The organism is Acinetobacter sp. ACIN00229 (assembly GCF_016106645.1).
Taxonomy (GTDB): Bacteria; Pseudomonadota; Gammaproteobacteria; order Pseudomonadales; family Moraxellaceae; genus Acinetobacter; species Acinetobacter oleivorans.
Genome location: NZ_JADWOM010000009.1, coordinates 156,797 through 181,971 on the forward strand (window position 1 = coordinate 156,797; position 25,175 = coordinate 181,971).

Sequence of the window (25,175 nt, forward strand, 5' to 3'; positions counted from 1 at the left end):
AAAATAGAAAAGCTCTCCTAAGAGAGCTTAATAAGATATCTATGCTATTTTTAACGAGAAAGATTCTTTAAAAGTAATTTTAAACTTTCCATCATTTTTTCTAATTGCAGAGGGGTGATACCTTCGAATGATTGTTCAAGTACTACGCTGGTTAGATCGTTAATCTTATTGATCATTTCAGTACCTTTGTCTGTAAGTACTACGCGGGTGATTCGACCATCGGTCTGACAAGAATAAGTTTCCACCAAACCTTCATCTTTTAAACGATAAACAATCTTGGTGGTTGTCGACATTTTTGAAATAATCATATCTGAAAGTTCAGAAACACTTGCATGGGGCTTACTACTTAAAGCCAACATAATGCGTCGACGTGAGTTATCTAAACCATATTTTTTTAAAGCATTATCAATGTTTTGTACATATTGAGCATGTACTTGAGTAATCCAATAATATGGAAAATCTTCAAGAGTAAAAGATTCTGTTGTAGGTAAAAAACGCGCATACTTCTTTGTCATTGACTTTTCCCCATACCTTGGTGGATCGCATTTCTGGTGAACTATCTTTAATAGTTGAAAAATATAGTTTCATCAAGCAAGTTATATCAGGACTTTACTTGGTGAGCAAAATTTATATAGCTAAATTTAACAATGACATGGTTTAAAGGACCTTGTATTGATAAGTTTCTCTATACTTTGCATAAACTAAAAATACTCTTCTACTATGGTCAAAGTTTGTTGAAAGTTAATGTGACTTGATAAGTCATAGCCATTAATTCCTTAAAATCTTTGAACAGATATACAAGATTGCATCTAGGCTTGCTTGATCGTTAATTGAACGATATTGGCTTACAAGCGCATCGTAGAAAAAAAATTATGATTTGAACGTGGCATTGAACGAGATAGTTTTTGTCTCTAAAGTCATAATTATGAAAAATCAAGATATTTAAATAATAAATATTTATAAATATCAATAATTTACTTTGTTTCGTGGTTTGTGTAATTTACCATACATTTAACATGAATCATCTATTATTTAGTGAAATAAAGTTGATTTATTTATTAACTTATTGATTGTTATATATAAAATTAAATAGCTGGTGGAATGGGGAACCTTATATATTTAGCTTTTTTGTCTATAAATTATATTTTTAAGAGTTTTTACTCATGCTGCAAGCTACTCATCTTCTAAATCACAGATAGGTTCACTTTAACAATAAAGTTGGAAGAGGAAGTACTAGCACAGCTTATAGCAACAGTTATTCAGATTAAATTATGCGAGTAGCGTAAAGCGGGTAATTGAAGAATTTTATTTGTTGAAACATATGAAATGAAAAAAAGGGAGAATTTATATTCTCCCTTTTTTAATTATGCAGTGGTCACAATTTTTTCTTCTATTTTTTTCTTAACAATCGCATAGCTTATACCTGTAACGATACTACCTGCTGCAATGGCAGCAAGATATAGCCAAGCATGGTTAATTGCATTTGGAATTAAAAGAACAAATACGCCGCCGTGAGGAGTAACTAATTCGCAATGGAATAATGCAACAAGTGCTCCAGTTACAGCGCCACCTAAAATACAAGTTGGAATAACACGCATTGGATCTTTAGCTGCAAAGGGAATAGCACCCTCTGAAATAAAACATAAACCTAATACGAAAGCAGCTTTTCCAGCATCTTTCTCTCCTGTACTAAATTTATTTTTAGCAATGAAAGTCGCGATAGCCATACCAATTGCAGGGACCATACCGCCCGCCATTGTTGCTGCCATTGGCATATATGTATTTGTTGTCAACAATCCGACAGTAAAAGCGTAGGCTGCCTTATTGATTGGACCGCCTAAATCGATACACATCATGCTGGCTAATATAATTCCCATTAACACAGCATTTGTTGTACCCATGTTATTTAAGAAGTCTTTCATTAGCTCGAAAATATGTGCTACAGGTTGTCCAACCACATAGAACATAATTAGACCGACAAATAATGTACCTAATAATGGAATAATTAAAATCGGTTTAAGTGCCTCTAAACTTGTAGGGAGTTTAAGTTTTTTAGCAATAAATAGTGCGATATAACCTGCAAGAAAACCTGAAACAATACCGCCTAAAAAACCTGCTTGTAGTTGAGAGGCGAGTAACCCTCCAATTAAACCTGGTGCAAGACCAGGGCGATCAGCAATTGAGTAGGCAATATAACCCGATAACATCGGGACCATGAGCATAAATGCGGCAGCGCCAATTTGTTTTAATATGGCGGGTAAGCTACCTGCTTGTTCAGCAGCATTTAGACCAAAGCATAAGGAGAGAGCAATTAAGAGACCTCCAGCCACCACCATAGGCAACATAAAAGAAACACCAGTTAAGAGATGTTTATATACGCCAACTTTTTCGGTTTTATCTTTGTTTTCTGTCGATGTTTGTTGCTTACCTTGTTCTAAAACTTGCGCATTACTGATTGCTTCAGCAAAGGCTTTATCTGTTTGCTTTAGAGCAAAACCTGTACCACACCGATAAACACGCTTACCTACAAAACGGTCTGTGTTAACTTCAATGTCAGTGGCAAGAATCACAATGTCCGCTTCAGCAATAGCTTGAGCTGATAAAATATTTTTTGCACCAACAGAACCTTGTGTTTCTACTTCAATCTCATACCCAAGCTTTTCTGCACCGTGTTGTAAAGCTTCAGCAGCCATAAAAGTATGTGCAACACCCGTAGGACACGCAGTGATTGCTACAAACTTTTTAGTAGTAGTTACTGCCAAGCTATTATCACTTAGCCAATCTTGAGCTGGCTTAAAGTGATCTAAGGCAGTTTGGAAAGCTGTGTGAGCATCATTTTTTATCTCTTCAATGCTAATGAATGATAATGGATGTGTACCAAAACTATTAAGATCTTTCGGGCGTTGTCCAACAACAAAGACTTGGTCAAAGTTTTCACTTATTTCGAATTCATCAAGCGAAATAATGTTATTTGGATAACCCTGTTGGGATGCGACTTGTGCAAGTTTCCGAGCTAAAATCAAAGCATTGACTTGCTGTTGCGGACTATTAATGACAAATAATAAATGTTTAGCAGTTAGCATCAGATTCACTCAATGAATTGATTGTAGTTTGGGCTTTTAACTGGTTTAGCGTTTCGGCATTGGGAATACGAAAGCCAATTTGTGTAACAGCATGGCTTGCGATTGCAGTAGCAGTTTTTAATGTTTCTTCATCAGAGAAGCCATTTATTAAGCCATGAATCATGCCTGCTAAAAGAGAGTCACCTGCACCAACGGTACTTTTAACGATCACTTTAGGGGCTTTGGCATGAAGCGGGTGAGTGTCGTGTAGCCAGTTTACACCGTCTTCGCCCATCGAAATAACGACATGCTCAATTTTAGCTAAGTTTTCAAAAAGCTTTTTTTGTTCAGCATAAGTCGTGGCAGGAAGCTGATAACTTTCTAGTAACTCATCTGTATTTGGTTTAATCATCCATGGTTGGCATTCAATTGCAGCGACCAATGCTTTACCACTTGTATCAAGTGCAACTTTTTTCCCTTGCTGTTGAATGAGCTTAATAAGTTGCTGTAACTCATCAACACTAAAATCTTGTGGAAGGCTCCCGGCAATCGCAACTACATCTACCTGTGGCAAAATCATTTCGATTTTTTGAAAGAGGTTCTTTTTATCTAGTTCAGAAACTAAGAAACCTTTTCCATTTAAATCGGTCATACGCCCAGAATGTTCAGCAATTTTTATATTTTGACGAGTCTCGCCTTCAATATAAATAAACTCAGATTGGAATTGAGCCTCTTTAAAATGATCATCAAAAATTTGCTTGTTCGTTGTTCCTAGAAAGCCAGAAACAATAACTTCATGCCCCAAATCTTTTAAAACTTGTGCAATATTTAATCCTTTGCCTGCTGCATGTATCTCTACAGATTCTTGGCGATTTACCTCACCAACCTGTAACTCATTGAGTTGTATCGTTACATCAATTGCAGGATTTAAAGTAATTGTTAAAACTTTAGCCATTACTGTTCCTAATCTTTAGATTTCTTGTTCGGATAACTGACGTACAGCAGTGGCGCTCTCACATACTAGTGCGCGTTTTGCAAGCGCTTGAGCTTGGCTGTAGTTAAGTGTACGAATTTGGGCTTTTACTAAAGGAATACTATTTGGAGACATGCTGAGCTCATCTACGCCTAATCCCATAAGAATCGGTACAGCTTTTGGATCAGCTGCGAGTTCTCCGCATATACCCACCCATTTACCATGTTTGTGCGCAGCTTTTACGGTGTGATCAATCAATTGCAAAATACTTGGGTGGAGGCCATCTGCTTCAGCCGAGAGGATAGGGTGACCGCGGTCAATAGCTAAAGTATATTGGGTTAAGTCATTTGTTCCTACACTGAAAAAGTCCACTTCTTGAGCAAGAATAGGCGCAAGTAAAGCAGCAGAAGGAACTTCTATCATAATACCAACTTGTAAGTCAGCGCATGGATGTGCAGCTTTAACTTCATCAAGAATAGCTTTGGCAGCACGCCATTCTTCCACACGGCCAATCATTGGAAACATGATTCGTAAAGGACGATCATCTGCGGCTTTAAGCAAAGCGATAAGTTGTTGACGTAACAGCTCTGGCTGTCTTAATGTCAAACGGATACCTCTTAGGCCTAAAAATGGATTTTCTTCTTCAGCAATTGGAAGGTAAGGAAGAGGCTTGTCACCACCTACATCAAGAGTACGTACTACAAGTGGGCGACCAGCGAGGGCATCTAGCACAACACGATAATCTGCTTCTTGGGTAGCTTCATTTGGAGCACTGCTATGAGCCATAAAAACAAGCTCTGTTCTAAGTAAGCCAATTGCTTCTGCGCCACATTCAACTGCATGAGCTGTAGCTTGAACTTTTCCTAAATTTGCAGCAACTTCGATTTGATGTTGATCTAGGGTAATCGCAGGTTCTTGGCTGTGACATTCAGCCTCTTCACGAATTTTTTGTTGAAGCTCTCGTTCTTGTTTGGCGTGTTCGATTTGCTGAGTGTTAGGGTTTAATACAAAAGTTCCTGTATCTCCATTAATTAAAAGAGAACTCTTTTGTTCAATATCTAGTACTTGATCACCAGCACCAACAATTGCAGGAATACCTAACGCACGAGCAACAATAGCGCTATGTGCACTTGCACCGCCTACAGCTGTCAAAATACCTGCTACTCGATCTTTATTAAGGCGAGCCACATCACTAGGGCCCACATCGTACATGATCAAAATATAAGGCTCTTTAGGTTCCTCGATAATAACTTCACCACAGAGCTGTGCTAAAACCCGATCGCCAATATCACGTAAGTCTGTAGCACGCTCAGCCAATAAGCGATCTGGTAAGGCTGCTTGCTCTTTAGCTGCTGCTTCAATATGTTCATGCCAAGCAGCGGGAGCAGAAAGGTTTAAGTTAATCTTTTGATAAACACCATTAATAAGATCTGGGTCGTCTAGCATTTCCAAATGTGCTTGGAAAATTTGCTTAATTTCAGTTACTTCAGATTTTGCAATAACTTGGTGAATATTGTTTTTAACTGCGTGAAGAGCAATATCAAGTTTCTCTTTTTCTGCTTTAACGCTTAAACCCATACGTTCATATTGGTAAATCTTGGGTTTGATGACATGTACGGGGCCAAAAGCTAGGCCACTAGAAGCTGGAATACCTGTATTTGTACTCAATGTTTTCGGCAATGATTTTACTGTTTGAGACGATTGAGCTTCTTGGGTATCTGAAGATTGAATAGGTTCAACCTCTTCTCCTAAACCTTCTTGCACGGCCTGAATAACTTTATCTAAAGCTTCAACAGCATCTGTTTCTGGCTCGGCAATAAAACGTAAAGTCTGGCCACGTTTACATCCTAAAGCCAAGAGGCGCGTCAAGCTTTTAGCCGAAACAAAATTACCATCGTCCACCGCGACCTGAATATCACCTTGAAAACTTTTAGTTAAGTTCACCAAATGAGTCGCTGGTCGAGCATGTAATCCATGGGCATTGGCTAATACAACCGAACGATGAGGCCAATCTGGAATAACATCTGCACCAATAATTTTAGCAATCTCATTTGGTGCTTGTGTTTGATCTAGCTGTGCAACTTGTTCTGGGTTAAATAAAATATCAATCAGTCGGTTAAATCTTTGACTATCTAACTGCTCATTAGCAGCAATACAGACGAGAGTATTTAGTTTTTGTCCATTTACATCTAAAGCATGGCGTGGTTTTACAATACTGATTGCTGGCTGTTGAACAAACTTACTGCTAGAAATAGACCAGATCTGGTCTTGTAACTGGATAACTTGATCTGGCTCAAGTGAGCTTAAAAAACCACATTTTACGAAATTATGTTTTTTGAGAATTTGAGAGGCTGACCACAATAAGTCTTCGATATCTTGAGATTCAATTTCAGTTTGAATTAAATTTTCATGCAGTGTTAAGGATAGGGGTTGAGCTTGTAATAGTTCAATAATTTGCTCAGGTTGCGTCGCATTTTTTACTTGTTCACTTACATCCTGCATTAACGCTCTAGTTAATATTTGTAGTACTTGTAAATGTTCATCAGATTTTGCTGCAATAACAACAGCTAAATAAATCGTGTTTTCCCCATCCCAGATTATTCCTTCAGGGAAGTGAGCTAACCGAATACCTGTTTCTAAAATAAATTCACGAGATTGTGGCGTACCATGTGGAATAGCAATACCTTGGCCTAAATAGGTAGCGCTTTGTTGTTCACGATTGATGAGTCCTGTTAAATATTCAGGCGTAACTAACCCATCTTTTACTAATATATCTACTAGACACTGTAATGCATGCTTTTTATCAACAGCATGTTGATTCATATGAATATGTCGAGGCTCGAGTGCTAGCATACTTATCCTTGAACAATTTCTTAGGTTTTAACTTAAACAGAAAAAAGAAGCTGTTTGTATTAAAATAGGTTGGTTTACCTGTTTTTAAACAACAGCTTCAGACAAATTACCATAGCAGAACTTTAAGTTTATATCGACGTATTTACGTAAATAATGCTTATTAAAAACACAAAGGAATCACGGCTTAATATATTTTAGTTTCTTATGGTAACTATAAATTTAATAAAGTTATTTTATAAAAAGGGGACTGCTAATAATAAAAAAACCTCTACACCGGATTACGGGCATAGAGGCAAAAACTAAATGATAGAATTTAAATTACTATTGAATTTCTTGCTCTAAGACTGACCACAGCTTTTGATGTGATTTTTTAAACATTAACATGTGCCCAATTGATTTATAGCCGAGTTTTGTCGGGTTCAGTTCTAGCATTTTAGTAGATGCATTAGGGTATAAACTTAATAAATCTGCAACGTTGTGTTGAGTGGCAATTTCATCATCACTTGCCCAAATAGAAGTAATAGGGCAAATAATTTCACTATGAAAGTCATGAAAAATAGTTTTACCAATAGCATTTTTCACATAGCCTGGGTGACTACAAAACTCTCTCCACTGTTGTGCGACTTTTTTAGGCAAGTTTTCACCCATTCCAATAAATTGAGTAGCACCATAGCCTTTTAAGGTACTCGAAATTGGAAAGATAACGTTAAACATGACGGGGGCTAGAAATTTTGTTTTACCTTTAAGTCCTTTTACATGGCCTGTAGAACCTGCTACTGCAACAACTTTTGCGACTTTATGAAAATTTGGCACAATCCCTAGCAGTTGCCCACCCGCACTATGGCCAAGAAGAGTAACTTTTTCTGCTTCGGCTTTTTCTAATAAAGTTTCAATTGCGCAAGGGATATCAAGCGTTCCCCAATCATTAATGCTCGCTGTACTTTGCTTTAACGGCCCATGCAATGAATCTCCAATTCCACGGAAATCAAAGCTTAATACATCATAGCCTTGCTGACTTAACCATGTAGCAAAAGAATGATAAAAGTTTTTGGTAATACCTGTTGCTGGACAAATCAAAACAGGATGTACCGATTTCTTTGATTGAGTTGGATAAAATTGTGCAGCAAGTTGATAACCATCTTCGCAGGTCATCCAAAATGATTCAAAAGTGTTATCCATAATATTACGTAATGATTAGCTTATTAATGACTTTAATTTACATGAGTTCCAAAACGATACTTGATTAAAATGTGACTATAAAGTCAAGATTTGTGCTATACAGCTCATTAAATTTTAATAAAACGAATAATTGGAAAAAAGATGGATTTATCGAAAGCTGTACAGTTAGCAATTGTGTTTAGTGGCATATTTTTATGGGTAGGAATGTTCACAGGGGTGTGGAAGTATTGGCAAATACGCCGTTCAGAGTTACATCGTGCCCACTATTATGTTGACATTGCTCATCGCAGTAGCTTGCTATATGCGGCTGCTAGTCTCATTCTTGCGGTATTAAGCTATTTTACTGTTTTAAATGAAAATGTTGCTTTGTGGTGTGTGTTAGCGAATATTTTCTTTTTTAGCTTTTCAATATTGGTTTATATCATACATGGATGTTTACAGGACACGACAAATCAATTCAAAACTCCCCATCGGTTGGGCAGATTTAATTTACCTTCGTGGATAATGTCTTTAATGATGGTGGGATTAATTGTGACTGAATTATTGGCTACAGCTATTTTAGTTATTGGAACAATTTTTTTATTTATAGGTGTATAAAAATGGATGATTACTCATCCATTTTTTAAGAATTCAAATTTTGTTGACTAAGACGTCTTTTAGCTAGTTTTCGCATCTTATGATCGACAAAGGCCCACACACAAAATATGAAAGAAACGACCATCGCATACATAAAGTATTCGGGTTTCAGATTTCCTTTAATCATACCTTGAAACAGTAAAGTCAGCATAAGAGCAAGCGGTGTTACTCCATAAACAACTGAATCTTTGCTGTTCAGAGTGTTAATGAAGACTTGTTTGTTGAAATGTAATGATAACATCTCCATCCCTCCTTGTGGTTGCGCTAAAACCTAATGTTTTAGTCAAGAATAAGTTTTAAGTTTAATGTTGTACTGCTATTTTTGATTCAGTTCAATAGCAAATAGAAAATTTTTTGAGCAGTTTTATAAAAACCTCTATATTTATAAAGGTTTAAGGTATTAAAAAAGTAAATGTTTAATATTTTTGTATGAAATACTTATTCTTTTAGAAAAGAGAAATTATTTAAATGAAAAGTGTATTAATTTCTCTTTCCTGTGATTTTGCTTTAGCTATTATATTTTTTTAAAAAAACTATCGATCGCATGTTGAGCAATTTCTGCATCTTCAAAAGATTGAACACCCGATACACCAATAGCACCTAAAATTTCACCTTCATAAATAATCGGTATTCCACCTTCTAACATCCCTTGAGCACTAGGCATACTTAAGAAACCAAGACGCCCACTTTTTAGAAGTTCTTCGTAAAATTTTGAAGGTCTACCTGATATTGCAGCGCATTTTGCTTTTTCTAGGCATAGATGTGTAGTTAGAGGAGAAGCACCATCTAATCGTTTCATGAATAATAGAGAGCTTGTTTCATCAACAATCGCAATGCTGACTTTAAAGTTGTGTTCAATTGCATATTTTTGAGCTTCTTCCATTAAAAACTCTGCATCTGCTAATGTTAGGTAATATTTAGTTTTCATTGTTGCTCTTCTTTCCTGAGTAGCTAAAAATTATTTTAGTGTAATTTTACAGTAAAAATTAATTATATCTATAGTTGATTTGTCATTAAAAACTAGTGTGGAAATAAAATGCTGGTTGGGTAAACACAGCATTCTATTCAATATATAAAATCATGTTTGGATAAAACTCGATTTCAAAAAAGTCACTAGATTAAATGCTTTTGAATTTAACTTTGTCGATAATTACGGTAACTGCAAGAACAACTAAAGATGGGATCAACCAAGCTAAGTTTTGTTCATTTAATGGTAAATGTTGAAGGAATTCAGGTAAATAATTGCTGAAGCCTGCAACTTTAAGACCATCGATAATACCGAAAATTAAAGCAATACTTGTTACTGAACCGACAATAAAAGAAGGCTTATGCCAAAATTTCCAGAAGAAGCTCAGCATAATCACCACAATTGCTGGTGGATAGATTGCACTTAAGACAGGTACTGAAATAGCAATCAGTTTAGTTAGGCCAAGATTCGAAATAATGAAAGAGAAACCAACTAAAATAAACACTAAAAGCTTATATGGTAATTTCGTTAACTGAGCAAAGTACTCACCACACGCACAAGTTAAGCCAATTGCTGTAACCATACATGCTAAAAAGATTAGTCCAGTTAAGAATAATGAACCCATATTTCCAAAAGCATGTTGTACATATGCATGTAAAATTACTGCGCCATTTGCTGCATTTGGTGCTACTTCATGGCTACCTAAACCTAATTTGAATAAGCTTAAATAAACTAAAGTAAGGCCAACACCTGAAATGAGACTGGCAATAATTGCATATTTGGTGACTAATTTTTTATCAGTAACGCCGCGAGAGTAAATCGCTTGAATAATAACGATACCAAATACTAGTGCACCTAACGTATCCATAGTGAGATAACCGTTTACGAAACCCTCTGAAACCGGAGATGTGACGTAATGATTGATCGGAGCTGGTACGTAACCTGCTGGAATCATCACTGCTGCAATACCTAAAATTGCTAAAGCAATAATTTTTAGCGGGGCAAGTACATGTCCTACAGTATCCAATAACTTGTTTGGATAAAGTGAAACTACAGTTACAAATGAAAAATAAATTGCGCTATAGATTAAAAGACTACTACTTGAGGTTCCAAAATAAGAGGAAAAACCAATTTCATAAGAAACAGTAGCTGTACGTGGGGTAGCAAATAGAGGGCCGACTGATAAATAACAAACAACAGTTAAAATCAGACTTGCTACTCGACCTAAGGGAGAGCTAATAATTTCAATGGAACCCTGCATACGAGAGAGTGCCATGATGGTAATTACAGGTAAGCCGACAGCCGTAATTAAAAAGCCTAGTGCAGCTAACCATACATGCTCACCAGCTTGTTGAGCAACGATGGGAGGAAAGATAATATTGCCAGCCCCAATAAAAAGGGCAAAGGTCATAAAACCTAAGGCAATAATATCTCCAGTACGAAGATGTTGCATAAATTAAAGTTAATAAAAAAAGAAGGAATTTTAGAGCAAAAGTAATCATGATCAAGGGCTAATTTAAGTGAAAAAGCTTTTTTTCAGGTGGTTAAAACCATATATAGTGTTATAAGCGTTTGTTTGGTTAAAGTATGTACTTGAAAAGCCATAAAAAGGAGAAAAGAACTTCTTTTTAAGTTCTGACTTTTTATAAAAAATATGTAAGAATAAAAACATAAATTTTTATTGTGAATGCCGAATATTTAAGCATTTTAGGCTTTTGGTCTGACTTATATTCATCCTAAAATATTTTGAATTACCTTAGGTTTTTGTAGGGAAGGGCATGTTTCTTGTCTGCGAGGATAGAATTGAATGAGAGCTTCTACTGTTACCATTAAAACTGAACAAGATCTGGAAAAGTTAAGAGTTTCTGGACGCTTGGCTGCACAAGTTTTAGAAATGATAGAGGCCTATATAAAACCGGGCGTATCTACTGAGTATTTAGATAACCTCTGTAATGACTATATTGTAAATAATTTAAAAGTTATTCCTGCTAATGTGGGATATCACGGTTTTACAAAAACGATATGTACTTCAGTCAATGAAGTTGTTTGCCATGGCATACCATCGCCGAATAAAATTTTAAAAGATGGCGATATTATTAATATTGATGTCGCAATTATTAAAGATGGTTATTTTGGTGATACGAGCCGCATGTATTTTGTGGGTAATGTAAATCCACAAGCAAAAAAATTAGTTGATACAACTTATGAGGCCATGGTTGCAGGTATTCACACTGTTAAGCCAGGAGCTACATTAGGTGATATTGGTTATGCTATTCAGTCGGTTGCTCATCGAGAAGGCTATAGTATTGTTCGAGAATATTGTGGACATGGGATTGGTAAGGTCTATCATGAACAACCTAATGTTTTGCATTATGGGCAGCGTGGGCAAGGTTTGGTCTTAAAGAAAGGAATGGTTTTTACCATTGAGCCAATGGTAAATGCAGGTAGACCGCAAGTGAAAGAGTTAAATGATGGGTGGACCGTCATTACTCAAGATCATTCATTATCTGCTCAATGGGAACATATGGTTGCAGTAACAGATACTGGTTTTGAACTATTAACCCCATGGCCTGAAGGTGTGGGAGGCTATCCTACAATTTGAAAAATATAAAAAAAGTTCGATAAATTATCGAACTTTTTTATTTTAACGCTCAGAAAGATTTTCTACTAAATAATCAATAAATACTCGAACAGCAGGTAGCAATCCTCGGCGTGATGGATAAACTGCATGGAATACACCATGTGGTGCTTTCCATTCGGGTAAGATTGGTAGGAGTTGCCCAGATTTTACGAAATCTTGTGCTGCGCTCTCAGGTAATAAAGCGATACCACAGCTTTGACTAGCCAATTGCGCTAACATGTGAATATTTGTGCCCATTACAGTAGGACTGACTTTGACTTTCTTTTGCTGATTATCAGGGCCATGTAAAATGAATTGTTGATCAAGATGTTCCTCAGATAAACTTAAAATGCGGTGTTCGCTAAGTTGTTCAGGATTTTTTATATCTCCAAATTCATTTAAATATGCCTGACTTGCGAATAGACTTTGTTGTATAAGGGCAAACTGTCTAAGAACTAAACTTGGATCGTCATCAAGTTTTGAACGAATACGTAAAGCAATATCAATTCCTTCATTAATCACATCTACTCGACGGTTACTGACCATCAGTTGCAAACGAATTTCTGGATATTTTTTTAAGAAAGCAGGTAGGATTTTTGGAAGTTGATTTTGAGCAATATCAACAGGAACGCTAACCTTCACTACACCTCTAGGTTGAATACTTAAATGATCAACCAAATCATGGGCAGCTTGAGCAGCATTCATCATGACTTGAGCATGTCTATAAATATCCATCCCAATATCTGTAACAGCAAAATGACGAGAACTACGTTGGATTAAACGGACCCCTAAGTTTTCTTCTAAGCTGTAAACGCGGCGACTTAATTTTGATTTTGGTATATCCGTTACACGCTCAGCAGCACTAAAGCCACCATGCTCAACAACAAGAGCAAAACAATAAAAATCATCAAGATCGGTGAGCATTAAAATATCCTATTTCTGCAACAACCATGATTTTACATTATTATTTTTGCAACGATAATTCTTATACTAAATTTTTTGTAAGTGGGGGATAAATTCATTACTCATTGCTAGAAATGGCTTTTTGAAATTATGTTGTAATTACGTTGTGATTTTAACGTATGCATTTTAAGTAGCTTTAGACATTGTCTATAGAAGTGTTCATCATTTTCTTCTACACTATATTTTTCTCTACTTTTCAAATCTAATGCTTTATCAACTGATAGAACTTAACGATGCCTCTGCAAATATTGAGTGTCCATTTTGCAAACAAGCGATAATTGACTGGGTACAAGAGCAATATGTTCAACCATGTGAACATACTTTATTTATTGCGATGGACTTGGGCTTTGAATTTGTTGCAGATCGATTTGAAGAGTGCATGAGCCAGAGCGTGGATGAGTTGCACGAAGATCCAAATATGAATATTTTTGAAGCTTTGACTACAACAGCTTATGAAAATTTGATTGTTTTAAAATCTGATTTAGGTGTGGAAGGTTTGTTTCGCTATGTTGGGGTAAGCGATCTTTAAAATTAAGAACATAAAAAAGCCAATCTATTGATTGGCTTTTTTATTATTTACGCTTCTGGTGCAGCGCTATATTGTTCAACTAATGGTTTTAATTCACCATTTTGGAACATTTCTAGCATAATATCGCTACCGCCAATAAGTTCGCCATTTACCCAAAGTTGCGGGAATGTAGGCCAATTCGCAATTGCTGGTAAGATTGCACGAATATCAGGATTTTCCAGAATATTTACATATGCAAATGGACGACCAATTTGACTGAGCGCCTCTACAGCACGTGCAGAGAAACCACATTGTGGAAACTGTGGAGTGCCCTTCATGTAAAGTAAAACGGGATGCTTCGCAATTTGATCGCGGATTAACGCTTCAGTATCACGTGCTTGTTCAGTCATAAATAGATCCTCAACTAATCTAGCAGCATTATAGGGGGTGTTTATGTTGCTTTGCAAACCACCTTAATGCTTAAAGTTGCATTGAATATTCAATATTTTATTGTATAAACCGAAGTGATAGCGAAAAGCAGACGAAATTTTAGATAAATGATTGATGAGACTTTTCATCAGAGCCAGTTTTTGTTTATATAAACCCTTCTAAAAACCTCATACAGACAGAGTTCGTTATGACTGATATTACCCTAGCTCCAATACAACCTGATCAACCATCACACTTAATGGCTACTTATGGTCGCCAAGCGATCAGTTTTGTACGAGGCCGAGGGGCATATCTATATACTGAAGATGGTACAGAATATCTAGATGCTTTAACGGGTATTGCTGTATGTGGTTTAGGTCATGCGCACCCAGTTATTGCACAAGCAATTGCTGAACAAGCTGCAACCCTTGTGCATACAAGTAATCTATTTGAAATTCCTTGGCAAACTGCTGCTGCCCAGAAGCTTGCAGAGGTTTCTGGTATGGAAGAAATCTTCTTTTCAAATAGTGGTGCTGAGTCAAATGAAGGTGCGATTAAGATTGCTCGTAAATTTGGTACTCAACAAGGTGTACGTTTACCAAAGATTATTGTGGCAGAACAATCTTTTCATGGTCGTACTTTAGCAACACTTTCAGCAACTGGTAATAAGAAAGTACAAGATGGTTTTGCTCCTTTAACCAATGATTTTATTCGTGTGCCATTTGGTGATGTAGAAGCAATTCAAGAAGCTGCATTGCAGCATCCAGATATCGTTGCAATTTTGATTGAACCAATTCAAGGTGAGGGTGGTATTAATACTGCTCCTCAAGGCTTTAGCTATCTTGAAGAAGTCCGTAATATTTGTAATCAGCACAACTGGCTAATGATGTTGGATGAAATTCAAACAGGTAATGGCCGTACTGGTAAATATTTTGCATATCAGCATACCAACATTGTGCCTGATGTCTTGACGACTGCGAAAGGACTTGGAAATGGTTTTCCAGTAGGTGCTGTAATGACACAAGGTAAAGCTGTTGGTTTATTGGGACCTGGTAGTCATGGTTCTACCTATGGCGGTACTGTATTAGGTTCTCGTGTGGTTTATACAGTAATTGACACAATTCAAAAAGAAAATGCTGTAGAAAATGCGGCAGTAGTGGGACGCTATATTGTGGATCAACTTCGCACACAGTTAGCTGACAAGAATGTTCAGGTGCGTGGTTTTGGGATGATGATAGGTATTCAATTACCTAAAGACTGTGCTGAACTCGTTGCCATTGCTCGTGATCAACACAAGCTTATTATCAACGTTACAGCAGGTTCTGTGGTTCGCTTGTTACCGCCTATTAATATGACTCAAGCACAGGCTGATGACTTATTAGAGCGTTTAGTCGCTTTGATTGATAATTATCTTTAAGTTTCAGTATTAAAAATGGGCATTTATATGCCCATTTTTTTATTTCGAATAATTAACCAGAGATATACTGCTTTAACTGTTCAATTAAATTTTTCTGGTCTTCCATTGCTGCTTTTACCAAGTCACCAATAGAGATAAAACCAACTAATTTTTCATTGTCTAATACAGGTAAGTGACGTAAGTGGCGATCTGTCATAAGCTGTAAACACTCTTCAACTGTGTTGTTTAGACTTACTGTAAGCACCTTAGATGTCATAATTTCAGCAACTGTAGTGCTGTATGAAGAACGTTCCATCAGTGTCACTTTTCGCGTGTAGTCACGTTCAGATAAAATTCCGACAACTTTTTCACCTTCAGCTACCACTAACGCACCAATTCCTTTATCAGCCATGATCTTAATTGCTTCAAGGACAGTGGCTTCAGGAGAAATTGTAAAAATATCTTGCTCTGATTTGTTTTTGATTACTTGTGCAACGATTGTCATTTCTTCTGTCCTGTGTTTTATCATTTTGTTTTAAATTAGCTTGATTTTATAAAAATGCAAATACTTCATAGTCATTCAAATACAAGTTTTACACTCAAGCGTTCAAAAAGCATTCTAATAGAGATTAAGAACCTAAAGAAAACTTTAGGCTCCTTGCCAGTGCGGATGTTTAAAAAAGAAATGTTGCATTTGTTGTGTAGATAATTTCAATTTACGATGAGAAGAATTAAACAAAGCTGGTGTAACGTTGAGTCGAGTTAAGGTTGGTAATAACGACTCGTGAAAATCTTTAGGAGTAATTCTTCTCGGTTTGTAATGTGGCCAATGTTCTTTAGCGTAGCGGTGAGCTTGCAATCCATTGAGCCAAAAAGGAAAAATAAAGTCTTCTTGATCTGATTTAATTGCCCAACCCTGATGAAATAATCCCCAGAGAACTCCGCAATACATCATGGTTCTTAAAATATAAATTTTAATCATCAAGTCTTTTGAAACCGGTTGCAGATTGCTTAAACTATTCATTGTCAATTTAATGGTTCTTAACTTATCTTGCTTATTATAGAAAAATCAGATGACATTTCAGTTTAAACAGGTATCAAATCGTAAACAAATATTCCCAGCTATAAAAATGCCACTTAAAAACGTCAAAAAGATTAGGACTTTGACATTAGCGTTAGACAAAAGAAAAGAAGTGCGTAGCAAATTATATTTATAGAATGTTTTTACGGATATAAAAAAACGCCACCTGAGCAAGACAAAGCGACTAAAGCTTTGGCGAAGCGCAAGAAAAGATAAGGGATAAATTGGTTTATATCAAATTTTTACAGACATAAAAAAAACGCCACCTGAGCCATGACTGAAGTGGCGAAGTAAGGCTTTAGATAAGTTGATAACTTTGGGTTTTTACGGGTACAAAAAACGCCACCTAAGTGACGTCTCTTTATGCTTGCATTGTGGCTAACTTTTGCCAATATTGTGCTTTAAGTGAGTCACGTTCAACACGGAAACCTTGATAATACAATTCTGCTAAGAATAGAGCGGCTTTACCATGCCCAGCGCGAGCAACTTCTTCTAACTGTGCAACCGCATCTTGGAAATTCATTTGAGAGTGAATTGTGTTTACTGCAGTTGCATATACATGTTCTAAATCATGATGAGAGATACGTTGAATCATAGAAAACTCCTTATTGTAATTATGATTACTTTTTTCTAAAGGCTAGTGCCTTTAAATTAATTTAACTTAGAATTATTAAACTAATATTACAAATTGATGGATTTGTCAACTATTTGTCATTTCGTTTAGTTCACTATTAGGATACATGATTAAACATTATTCACAAATAATTTTGATTAAAATCAATATGAGAATAAAAGACAAGGAGAATAAAATATGACAAATACAATCGACGGCTTTGTTTTTGACACGCCTCCTAAAGAGGAACAAATCATAGAACTGGCCCATTATCACCGTAAATTATTAGATGAAGCTATTTTTCATGAGGAAATCCATTTAGGGGATTACTGTCTAGCACAGCGTAAAAGGGTGTTTGATTTTGCTGGTCATTTGGAACCTGCCCAAAAAAACTGGTTTTATCAAGTTTATGATGGGGAACTTCGAAAAATTGCTGATGAAGACGAATTGCATCCAGCAGATGCAGAAGAAGGGTTAAGTATTTTTGCTATGTTTCTAGTCTTGGTGATTATTGCGGCAATTTTATACTTTTCCGTCATTCGTTCACTAATAAGTTAAGCATACTCATACTATCCAGTAAGGTATGATTATTAACCTTACTGGATGTTTGATCTTGTACTTATGAGTATTGAACCCTACACTACACTAATTCGAGGTAGGTCATGCTCATATTCAAACAAAATTTTCTTAAATTAAAGTCTGAGTTAAAAGTTGATCAATGTTTTAACCTATTTGTGGTTATTGTCATTGGCTGTATTTTTGTGCTGTCATATTTAGCATTACTTCGGCCTATTAGTCCGGATCAATATCAACGAATTATACAACTTTCTCATCAGGCTACTTATCCAAGAACTCAAGACATGGCTGAGTTGCTTATAGCTCAGTCAGAAATTCATCGAGCTGAGTATTTGAAGTTAATGCATGCTTACCAATTTGAAGGTGCTCATATTAAGCAATATCCAGCACTCGCTCAGGAAGATACTCAGTAAATGGGTTAATCAGGCTAAATCTTGGTTTCCAAAGCTTTTTGAGCACTATTGTGGCAGGCAAAATTTTGAATTTATGCTAAACTTTATCTTTTTAAACGCGCTGCTTTTCAAGGAATCCGCATGGAGCAACAATCGAATATGCAAAATAAATTCTTGATAGATGCTGAGATCGGTGATGACGATGTCACATTACCTAATTTACCTGCTATCGATGTTCCCATCGTTGAATCTCCTGTTAAATCGCAAGAAAATATTGAAGCAGCCAAAGTTGAATTAGCTTCTACAGAAGCTGCGGTTGAACAACCAAAAACTGGTTTTTTTGGCCGAATGAAAGAGGGTTTAACCAAAACTCGTCGTAATTTCGCTGATGGTATGGTCAATATCTTGATTGGCGGAAAAGAAATTGACGATGAGTTACTCGAAGAAGTCGAAGAGCAATTATTAGTTGCAGATATCGGTGTTGAAGCTACTAAAACGATTATTACCAATTTAACAGAGCGTACAGCTCGTGGTGATTTGATCTATTCCCACTCTCTATATAAAGCGTTGCAAGAAGAGTTGGTTGCTTTGTTGGCCCCACGTGTTAAACCTTTGCATATTGATCCTAACAAATCACCTTATGTGATTTTAATGGTTGGGGTAAATGGTGTTGGTAAAACCACAACGATTGGTAAATTAGCGAAACGTTTACAAGGTGAAGGTAAAAAAGTGATGTTGGCTGCTGGGGATACGTTCCGTGCTGCAGCGACAGAACAATTACAGATCTGGGGTGAACGTAATGATATCTCTGTGGTAGCTCAAGGTCACGGAGCTGATAGTGCTTCTGTTATTTTTGATGCTTTTGAAAGTGCTCGTGCTAAAGGAATTGACGTATTAATCGCAGATACGGCAGGTCGTTTACATAATAAGAGTAACTTGATGGAAGAACTCAAAAAAGTTAAACGTGTGATGCAAAAAATTGATGCAACTGCACCTCATGAAATTATGTTGGTAGTAGATGCGGGGACAGGGCAAAACGCGATTAACCAAGTGCAAGAGTTTGACCAAGCTGTAGGTTTAACTGGTATTACCATTACCAAGCTGGATGGGACTGCGAAAGGTGGCGTGCTCTTTAATATTGCAAGTCGTACCCATGTGCCAATTCGTTTTATTGGTGTTGGTGAAAAAATTGATGATTTAAGACCATTCTCGGCTAAATCATTTGTTGCGGCGCTGTTTGAAACTGATAAGTAAAACGGTTGTTAGCATTCAAAAGCTTCACTAAAACGTGAAGCTTTTTTTATATGTATATCTTTTTTTATTGTTGCGAAAATAAAACGAACTGTCATATTTTTAATGCTGATTATGAAAAATGACTTTAATACACTGTATTCATTCCCAAACAACGGCCCTTGGTCAATCAATAGGTAGGAAATAACAAAATGTCTACTTTCTTAGATAAAATTAAAAATCGTCGTACTATTTATGCAATTGGTAAAAATGTTGCATTAGATCGCACTAAAATCGAAGAAACTATTCGTGAAGCGGTTAAACATAGTCCTTCAGCTTTTAACTCGCAGTCTTCACGTGTGGTGACACTATATGGTGAATCACATGCTAAATTCTGGAATTTGGTTCGTGAAGCATTACGTAAAATTGTTCCTGCTGAAGCTTTTGCTGGTACAAACACAAAAATTGATAGCTTTGTAGCTGGTGTTGGCACGGTTTTATTTTATGAAGACCAAGCTGTTGTTAAAAGCTTACAAGAGCAATTCGAATTATATGCAGATAACTTCCCAGTATGGTCTGAACATTCAAGTGCAATTGCTCAATTTGCAACTTGGACTGCGCTTTCAGAGCTTGGTTTAGGTGCATCTTTACAGCACTATAACCCGATTGTTGATGCTGAAGCTGCTGAAGCTTTTGATGTTCCTGCAACTTGGAAACTACGTGCTCAATTAGTATTTGGTTCGGTTGAAGCACCAGCAGGCGAAAAAGCATTTATTAATGATGCTGATCGTTTCAAAACTTTCAACTAATTGAAAGTTAAAAAAGAGTACCTAAATAGGTACTCTTTTTTTTATGTGTTTTTGGAATTAATAAAAAGGTTAAATCAACACAAATTGATAAAATTCAAATGTATATTTAATAATAATAACTCGAAAAATTAGCGGGTCATTGCACTGTCATAAAATAGTCACAATCATATTGCATATTGCTCATGATTTCATAGCTTATCAAATATAGAGAAAGAGACAGATGACTTTAAGATTAAGTGTTGCTGCAATTGGTTTATTACTCAGTAGTTCGGTATTTTCAGCAGTTACAATTACAGCGCCAGAGGAAATTGTAATCCTTGCTGTGAATGGTCAAGAAGTCAATTCTGGGTTATTTCGTTCATCTAAAAATAATTATAAAGTTGATGCGGGTGAAACTAGCTTAAGCGTGCGCTATCAAGAATATTTTGAACATTTAAATGGTGAGCATGACATTGTTAAATCTGGTGTAGTCACAATTCAAACGCCTGCATTGCAAGATGGGAAAACTTATAAGCTTTCGATGGTAGATGTACCTAAAGATTATGAAAATGCGAAAAAATATGCTGAACAACCAACAGTTGCTTTATACAGTGCAAATAATGAATTAATTGTGAAACAAACGGGCGCAAACAATGAAGCAAAACCATGGTTTGCAACTGGCTTGTTGGGTAAAGTAACTGACTTTACAACTAGATCATCTAAGCCACAGCCTGAGGCAGTGTATGCATCGGCTAAACCTACTTCTGCTCAAGTTGTTGTGCCAACTGCAACGTCTATGGCAGCAACAGGTGGAGCACAAACGAATGATCAACGTTTAGTTGAAACTTGGCAGAAAGCATCTAAAGCTGAGCGTCAAAAATTTATGGCATGGTTAGCTGAACAATCAAATTAATTAATTGCTATTTAAAATAAAGCCGATTTAATATCGGCTTTATTTTTAGAATTTTTATAAATAGCCTAAGCATACCTTATGAATAATTTAAAATTTCGTTTATCTTCATTTGCCGATATTCCACAACTTGTAGGTTTAATTAATAAGTCTTATCGGGAACAGCAGGGTCGAAGTTGGACAACAGAGCTAGAGTGGGTAAAAGGACTACGTATTACAGAGCATCAATTAGAAGAACAACTACAACTTAGGAATTCAACATTATTGGTAGCGGAAAATGAATTTTCTAAAATTGTTGCTTGTGTTGGGCTCACATTTGAAAATAGTCAGGTTGAGATTGGAACATTCTGTACGGATCCTCAAGTTCAAAATATGAGAGTAGGTCGGTCTGTTTTAGAATATGCAGAGCAATATGCATTGAAAGAAGATCCACATCTGACTAACGCCGTAATGTATGTGCTCGATGTCCGTTCTGAATTGATAGCTTATTATGAACGACGTGGATATGTGAAAACGGGTAATGAACAACCATATCCAGTTGAGGCAAATGTAGGCGTGCCAAGGGTGCCTATTAAGTTGATTGAAATGAAAAAAGACCTCATTTGAGGTCTTTTTGATTTAGGTTAGAAACCAGATGTAATAGCCTAAAAGCATGAGAGGCCAAGCGACCCATGGGCTAAATAGCCATTTCCATAGCCAGAAGTTGGGTACGAAACCCACTCCATAAATAAAACCACCAGAAATACCAATCATCACCAGCATAAGCTGGCTATGATTGTAATGTCCGTTAGCATCTAGCATGAGTGAAGGGTAAACCAACAAAATTGCAGCAAGAGGCAATGCCAACAGAAAAGAAAGGGCCATTGCAAATGCTTGAGCTTTTCGATGATTTGATGCTGTCATTGCTTTTGCCATCATTTATTCCTCATCTAAATTTTGATGATGTTCGATATAAAGTGCACTGAGTACACCCGCAAAACATGCCATCAAAATGCCTAGGATCCATGCGAAATACCACATTGTGTTCTCCTTAATACAAGCTATGAGAGTTTGACTCGATGTGTTTGTTGGTAATGACTCCCCACATTTTGTAATAAGACCAACTGGTGTAGATCAAAATAAGAGGAACAAAAATGCAGGCTGCAACAGTCATAACGCCTAACGTAAGGTGACTTGATACAGCATCCCACATCGTCAAGCTAGAGTTAGGGTTGATACTAGATGGAAGTAGAAATGGGAATAGGGCAAAACCAGCAGTTAAAATTGCTCCTACAATCATTAAACTTGTACCAGTAAAACTTAAGCCCGCTTTTGCTTTTGAAGATGCAAAAATTGCAATGATGGCGCCTAATATTGCAAGAACTGGAGCAACTTTAGTCACTGGATAGGTGCTGTAATTATTCATCCAGCCAGGATTGCTATTAGTCACCACTTCTTTAGCTAAAGGGTTGAGTGCAGCATTTGGATCTATGGCAACAGCATAGCTATAACCTGGCACTTGCCCGAAATAGAGCCATGCTCCAATCACAAGGAAACAAATTAAAAATATAATTGCCATAATTTGAGTAGCTTTGGCAGAGCGTTGTTTTAAAGCTTCATCTGTACGCAACATGAGCCATGCACCACCATGTGCACAAAGCATAGATAAACTCACAACACCACAAACTAGGGCAAATGGGTTGAGAAGAGCAAAAAAACTGCCAGTATATTCAGAGCGTAAAGTGTCGTCTAACCCGAATGGTAGTCCTAGAAATAAGTTGCCGAATGCTACACCAAATACAAGGGCTGGAACGGCGCCACCAATGCACAGGCCCCAATCCCAAGAATTACGCCACTTGGTATTATCTAGTTTAGAGCGATAATCGAAGCCGACTGGTCTTAGGAAAAGGGCGAATAAAACTAACAACAGTGCCCAGTACATGCCAGAGAAGGCAACTGAATAGACCATTGGCCAAGCAGCAAATAGTGCACCGCCTGCCGTAATAAACCAGACCTGATTACCATCCCAGTGTGGCGCAATCGTGTTGATTGCAGCACGGCGTTCGCTATCAGTTTTTCCAACGAAAGGCATGAGAGCCATAGAACCCATATCGAAGCCATCAGTCAGAGCAAAGCCGATCAGTAGTACGCCAACTAACACCCACCAAATGATTTTTAATAATTCATATTCAATCATGATAAGGCCTCCTCATTAACAGCTGTTTTCGGTTCTTGCTTTTCAAAATGATATTTGCCAGTGTGCAGAGAACTTGGCCCTAAACGAGCAAATTTGATCATTAAATACATTTCAATAATTAAAAGAGCTGTATAGAACGCTGCTAAGGCAAGAATCGAACCCCATACATCACCAGTACTTAAGCTAGAAGTAGAGAGGTGGGTTGGTAGGATTTCACCAATTGACCATGGTTGACGACCGCCTTCAGCTACATACCAGCCAGTTTGTGCAGCAATCCAAGGAAGTGGCAGTGCAAACAATGCATATTTAAGTAGCCAAGGTTTATTTTCAGCATTTCTTTTTGCTACAGCCCAAGTCGCTAAAATGAAAAGTAATAGCATTAAGAAGCCAGAGGCAACCATTGCGCGGAAAGAGAAAAATAGCGCTGTAACATTTGGAACAGTATCTTTTACAGCAGCTTTAATATTTTGCTCGCTTGCATCAATTACATTTGGTGCATATTTCTTAAGAAGTAGGCCATAACCTAGATCTTTTTGATTTTTCTCAAAAGAAGCCAATAACTCTGGTGAGCGATCTCCTGCACGTAATTTTTCAAGTTCAGCATAGGCAAGCATACCGTTACGAATACGAACTTCATGTTGTTGCATGAGGTCTTTAAGACCAGTAACTTCTTTGGTTGTTGAGCGAGTTGCAATTAAACCTAATGCATATGGAATTTTAACTGCATAATCTGTGCGCATTTCTTCATGATTGGGTACGCCAAACAAGGTAAATGGAGCCGGAGCAGGGTGAGTATCCCATTCGGCTTCAATCGCAGCGAGTTTAGTTTTTTGAACATCACCTAGCTCATAGCCAGATTCATCCCCTAACAAAATCACTGAAAGTGTAGATGCAAGACCGAAAATTGCAGCAATTGCAAATGAGCGACGTGCAAAAGGTAGATCACGTTTTTTAAGCAAGTAGTAGCTTGAGATAGCAAGTACAAAAATTGCACCAGTTACATAACCCGCAGATACAGTATGGACGAATTTAACCTGAGCTACAGGGTTAAAGATAAGCGCGCCGAAGTCAACTAGTTCCATACGCATCGTTTCAAAGTTAAATGCAGCACCGACGGGGTTTTGCATCCAACCATTCGCCACTAAAATCCAGAGTGCTGACATGTTAGAACCTAGAGCGACTAACCATGTTACGCCTAGATGCTGAACCTTCGTTAACCGGTCCCATCCAAAGAAAAATAGACCTATAAATGTCGATTCAAGGAAGAACGCCATTAGGCCTTCAATTGCTAATGGTGCACCGAAAATATCACCTACATAGTGTGAGTAATAAGCCCAGTTTGTTCCAAACTGGAACTCCATTGTTAAGCCAGTCGTAACCCCTAAAGCAAAGTTAATACCAAATAATTTTCCCCAAAATTTGGTCATGTCTTTGTAAATTTCTTTACCAGAAATGACATAAGTGGTTTCCATGATGGCAAGGATAAATGCCAAACCTAAAGTTAAAGGGACGAAAAGAAAGTGATACATTGCGGTCATTGCAAATTGAAACCGCGAAAGATCAACCACGCTTTCAGAAATCATCAACGTGTCTCCTTAATGTTGGAAATGTTATCGCCAGCAATATGCTCAGCGACCTGATTGTCGAAATTTTTGGGGATGGTGGGAGCATCAAACCAAATATGTTTAATCGTTAAAAGAAGCACTATTTTTATTATTAGAATAATAGTGATTTCTTTAATTAAGCGACTGTTAAGATTTTTAAAATAAAGGCTCATATATTAAACCTCATTTGATAATAATTTTATTATTAATCAAAACATA

The 25,175-nt window shown here is 36.9% G+C and carries 28 protein-coding genes; 10 read left to right on the forward strand and 18 right to left on the reverse strand.

Translation table 11 applies throughout. The features are described from left to right. Nucleotides 1-50 precede the first annotated feature (50 nt). From I7H67_RS10505 to I7H67_RS10525, 5 genes are all read right to left on the reverse strand, one after another. Nucleotides 51-515 carry a MarR family winged helix-turn-helix transcriptional regulator gene (locus I7H67_RS10505; RefSeq protein ID WP_004791909.1) on the reverse strand — a complete coding sequence of 155 codons (465 nt, stop codon included), beginning with the start codon at nucleotides 513-515 and terminating at the stop codon, nucleotides 51-53. A gap of 849 nt (nucleotides 516-1,364) precedes the next feature. Continuing rightward, nucleotides 1,365-3,083 carry a fructose-specific PTS transporter subunit EIIC gene (locus I7H67_RS10510; RefSeq protein ID WP_198307797.1) on the reverse strand — a complete coding sequence of 573 codons (1,719 nt, stop codon included), beginning with the start codon at nucleotides 3,081-3,083 and terminating at the stop codon, nucleotides 1,365-1,367. Beyond that, entirely contained in the window at nucleotides 3,070-4,017 is a 948-nt protein-coding gene (gene pfkB, locus I7H67_RS10515) for a 1-phosphofructokinase (RefSeq protein ID WP_198307798.1), read from the reverse strand. The genes I7H67_RS10510 and pfkB overlap by 14 nt, the downstream gene beginning before the upstream one ends. A gap of 15 nt (nucleotides 4,018-4,032) precedes the next feature. Next, nucleotides 4,033-6,888 carry a phosphoenolpyruvate--protein phosphotransferase gene (gene ptsP, locus I7H67_RS10520; RefSeq protein ID WP_198307799.1) on the reverse strand — a complete coding sequence of 952 codons (2,856 nt, stop codon included), beginning with the start codon at nucleotides 6,886-6,888 and terminating at the stop codon, nucleotides 4,033-4,035. 321 nt (nucleotides 6,889-7,209) lie between these two features. Next, entirely contained in the window at nucleotides 7,210-8,067 is an 858-nt protein-coding gene (locus I7H67_RS10525) for an alpha/beta fold hydrolase (protein WP_198307800.1), read from the reverse strand. Nucleotides 8,068-8,208: 141 nt separating this feature from the next. On the opposite strand from I7H67_RS10525, the gene I7H67_RS10530 reads away from it, so the two are divergent. Next, complete coding sequence (locus I7H67_RS10530) at nucleotides 8,209-8,664, forward strand: hypothetical protein (RefSeq protein WP_198307801.1); 456 nt, start codon at nucleotides 8,209-8,211, stop codon at nucleotides 8,662-8,664. A gap of 25 nt (nucleotides 8,665-8,689) precedes the next feature. On the opposite strand, the gene I7H67_RS10535 is transcribed toward I7H67_RS10530, so the two are convergent. From I7H67_RS10535 to brnQ, 3 genes are all read right to left on the reverse strand, one after another. Beyond that, a complete protein-coding gene (locus I7H67_RS10535) occupies nucleotides 8,690-8,944 on the reverse strand; it encodes a hypothetical protein (RefSeq protein WP_004791919.1) in 255 nt (84 codons plus the stop codon). A 273-nt stretch (nucleotides 8,945-9,217) separates the two neighbouring features. Further along, a complete protein-coding gene (locus tag I7H67_RS10540) occupies nucleotides 9,218-9,631 on the reverse strand; it encodes a GlcG/HbpS family heme-binding protein (RefSeq protein ID WP_005306202.1) in 414 nt (137 codons plus the stop codon). Nucleotides 9,632-9,821: 190 nt separating this feature from the next. Next, complete coding sequence (gene brnQ / locus I7H67_RS10545) at nucleotides 9,822-11,123, reverse strand: branched-chain amino acid transport system II carrier protein (RefSeq protein WP_049836864.1); 1,302 nt, start codon at nucleotides 11,121-11,123, stop codon at nucleotides 9,822-9,824. Nucleotides 11,124-11,477: 354 nt separating this feature from the next. Here brnQ and map point away from each other — a divergent pair, with 354 nt between their 5' ends. Continuing rightward, nucleotides 11,478-12,272 (forward strand): type I methionyl aminopeptidase, encoded by a 795-nt coding sequence (gene map / locus I7H67_RS10550; RefSeq protein WP_198307802.1) that lies wholly within the window; start codon nucleotides 11,478-11,480, stop codon nucleotides 12,270-12,272. Between the two features lie 42 nt (nucleotides 12,273-12,314). Here the strand turns inward: map and I7H67_RS10555 are convergent, their stop codons facing one another. Beyond that, nucleotides 12,315-13,214, reverse strand: coding sequence for a LysR family transcriptional regulator (locus I7H67_RS10555; protein WP_192453955.1), 900 nt, complete (start codon nucleotides 13,212-13,214; stop codon nucleotides 12,315-12,317). A 244-nt stretch (nucleotides 13,215-13,458) separates the two neighbouring features. Between I7H67_RS10555 and I7H67_RS10560 the strand changes: the two genes are divergently transcribed. Then, a complete protein-coding gene (locus I7H67_RS10560) occupies nucleotides 13,459-13,782 on the forward strand; it encodes a hypothetical protein (protein ID WP_198307803.1) in 324 nt (107 codons plus the stop codon). A gap of 47 nt (nucleotides 13,783-13,829) precedes the next feature. Here I7H67_RS10560 and grxD read toward each other — a convergent pair whose 3' ends face one another. Then, nucleotides 13,830-14,171, reverse strand: coding sequence for a Grx4 family monothiol glutaredoxin (grxD, locus tag I7H67_RS10565; RefSeq protein ID WP_004643080.1), 342 nt, complete (start codon nucleotides 14,169-14,171; stop codon nucleotides 13,830-13,832). A 227-nt stretch (nucleotides 14,172-14,398) separates the two neighbouring features. Here grxD and I7H67_RS10570 point away from each other — a divergent pair, with 227 nt between their 5' ends. Then, nucleotides 14,399-15,607, forward strand: a complete 1,209-nt coding sequence (locus I7H67_RS10570; protein ID WP_198307804.1) for an aspartate aminotransferase family protein — start codon at nucleotides 14,399-14,401, stop codon at nucleotides 15,605-15,607. Between the two features lie 52 nt (nucleotides 15,608-15,659). Here the strand turns inward: I7H67_RS10570 and I7H67_RS10575 are convergent, their stop codons facing one another. The 3 genes from I7H67_RS10575 to I7H67_RS10585 all read right to left on the reverse strand — a co-directional run bounded on the left by I7H67_RS10575 (nucleotide 15,660) and on the right by I7H67_RS10585 (nucleotide 17,262). Next, entirely contained in the window at nucleotides 15,660-16,091 is a 432-nt protein-coding gene (locus I7H67_RS10575; protein WP_004791938.1) for a CBS domain-containing protein, read from the reverse strand. A gap of 144 nt (nucleotides 16,092-16,235) precedes the next feature. Then, the gene (locus I7H67_RS10580; protein ID WP_004791939.1) at nucleotides 16,236-16,610 is read right to left on the reverse strand and encodes a DUF2750 domain-containing protein; all 375 of its coding nucleotides are present in this window, start codon (nucleotides 16,608-16,610) and stop codon (nucleotides 16,236-16,238) included. 418 nt (nucleotides 16,611-17,028) lie between these two features. Further along, entirely contained in the window at nucleotides 17,029-17,262 is a 234-nt protein-coding gene (locus I7H67_RS10585) for a hypothetical protein (protein WP_002121063.1), read from the reverse strand. A 216-nt stretch (nucleotides 17,263-17,478) separates the two neighbouring features. Here I7H67_RS10585 and I7H67_RS10590 point away from each other — a divergent pair, with 216 nt between their 5' ends. The 6 genes from I7H67_RS10590 to I7H67_RS10615 all read left to right on the forward strand — a co-directional run bounded on the left by I7H67_RS10590 (nucleotide 17,479) and on the right by I7H67_RS10615 (nucleotide 21,782). After that, nucleotides 17,479-17,838 carry a hypothetical protein gene (locus tag I7H67_RS10590; protein ID WP_004791942.1) on the forward strand — a complete coding sequence of 120 codons (360 nt, stop codon included), beginning with the start codon at nucleotides 17,479-17,481 and terminating at the stop codon, nucleotides 17,836-17,838. A 104-nt stretch (nucleotides 17,839-17,942) separates the two neighbouring features. Beyond that, entirely contained in the window at nucleotides 17,943-18,269 is a 327-nt protein-coding gene (locus tag I7H67_RS10595; RefSeq protein ID WP_004791944.1) for a hypothetical protein, read from the forward strand. 120 nt (nucleotides 18,270-18,389) lie between these two features. Then, complete coding sequence (gene ftsY / locus I7H67_RS10600; protein ID WP_013197637.1) at nucleotides 18,390-19,502, forward strand: signal recognition particle-docking protein FtsY; 1,113 nt, start codon at nucleotides 18,390-18,392, stop codon at nucleotides 19,500-19,502. Nucleotides 19,503-19,690: 188 nt separating this feature from the next. Continuing rightward, nucleotides 19,691-20,287 carry a nitroreductase family protein gene (locus I7H67_RS10605; RefSeq protein ID WP_009392698.1) on the forward strand — a complete coding sequence of 199 codons (597 nt, stop codon included), beginning with the start codon at nucleotides 19,691-19,693 and terminating at the stop codon, nucleotides 20,285-20,287. A gap of 220 nt (nucleotides 20,288-20,507) precedes the next feature. Then, complete coding sequence (locus tag I7H67_RS10610; protein WP_198307805.1) at nucleotides 20,508-21,179, forward strand: DUF2057 domain-containing protein; 672 nt, start codon at nucleotides 20,508-20,510, stop codon at nucleotides 21,177-21,179. Nucleotides 21,180-21,257: 78 nt separating this feature from the next. After that, entirely contained in the window at nucleotides 21,258-21,782 is a 525-nt protein-coding gene (locus I7H67_RS10615) for a GNAT family N-acetyltransferase (RefSeq protein ID WP_198307806.1), read from the forward strand. A gap of 12 nt (nucleotides 21,783-21,794) precedes the next feature. Here I7H67_RS10615 and I7H67_RS10620 read toward each other — a convergent pair whose 3' ends face one another. Genes I7H67_RS10620 through cydP form a run of 5 tightly spaced genes read right to left on the reverse strand, consistent with a single transcriptional unit; the run spans nucleotide 21,795 to nucleotide 25,129 of the window. Continuing rightward, a complete protein-coding gene (locus I7H67_RS10620) occupies nucleotides 21,795-22,094 on the reverse strand; it encodes a cyd operon YbgE family protein (RefSeq protein WP_004791954.1) in 300 nt (99 codons plus the stop codon). Continuing rightward, nucleotides 22,095-22,196: a cytochrome bd-I oxidase subunit CydX gene (cydX, locus tag I7H67_RS10625; protein ID WP_000270276.1), complete on the reverse strand. Its 102-nt coding sequence runs from the start codon at nucleotides 22,194-22,196 to the stop codon at nucleotides 22,095-22,097. A gap of 10 nt (nucleotides 22,197-22,206) precedes the next feature. Next, nucleotides 22,207-23,352 carry a cytochrome d ubiquinol oxidase subunit II gene (gene cydB, locus I7H67_RS10630; RefSeq protein ID WP_111854106.1) on the reverse strand — a complete coding sequence of 382 codons (1,146 nt, stop codon included), beginning with the start codon at nucleotides 23,350-23,352 and terminating at the stop codon, nucleotides 22,207-22,209. Then, on the reverse strand, nucleotides 23,349-24,935 hold the full coding sequence (locus tag I7H67_RS10635) for a cytochrome ubiquinol oxidase subunit I (protein WP_198307807.1): 1,587 nt from the start codon (nucleotides 24,933-24,935) through the stop codon (nucleotides 23,349-23,351). Before I7H67_RS10635 ends, cydB begins: the two co-directional genes overlap by 4 nt. Then, nucleotides 24,935-25,129, reverse strand: coding sequence for a cytochrome oxidase putative small subunit CydP (gene cydP / locus I7H67_RS10640; protein ID WP_005306157.1), 195 nt, complete (start codon nucleotides 25,127-25,129; stop codon nucleotides 24,935-24,937). The genes I7H67_RS10635 and cydP overlap by 1 nt, the downstream gene beginning before the upstream one ends. Nucleotides 25,130-25,175 lie beyond the last annotated feature (46 nt).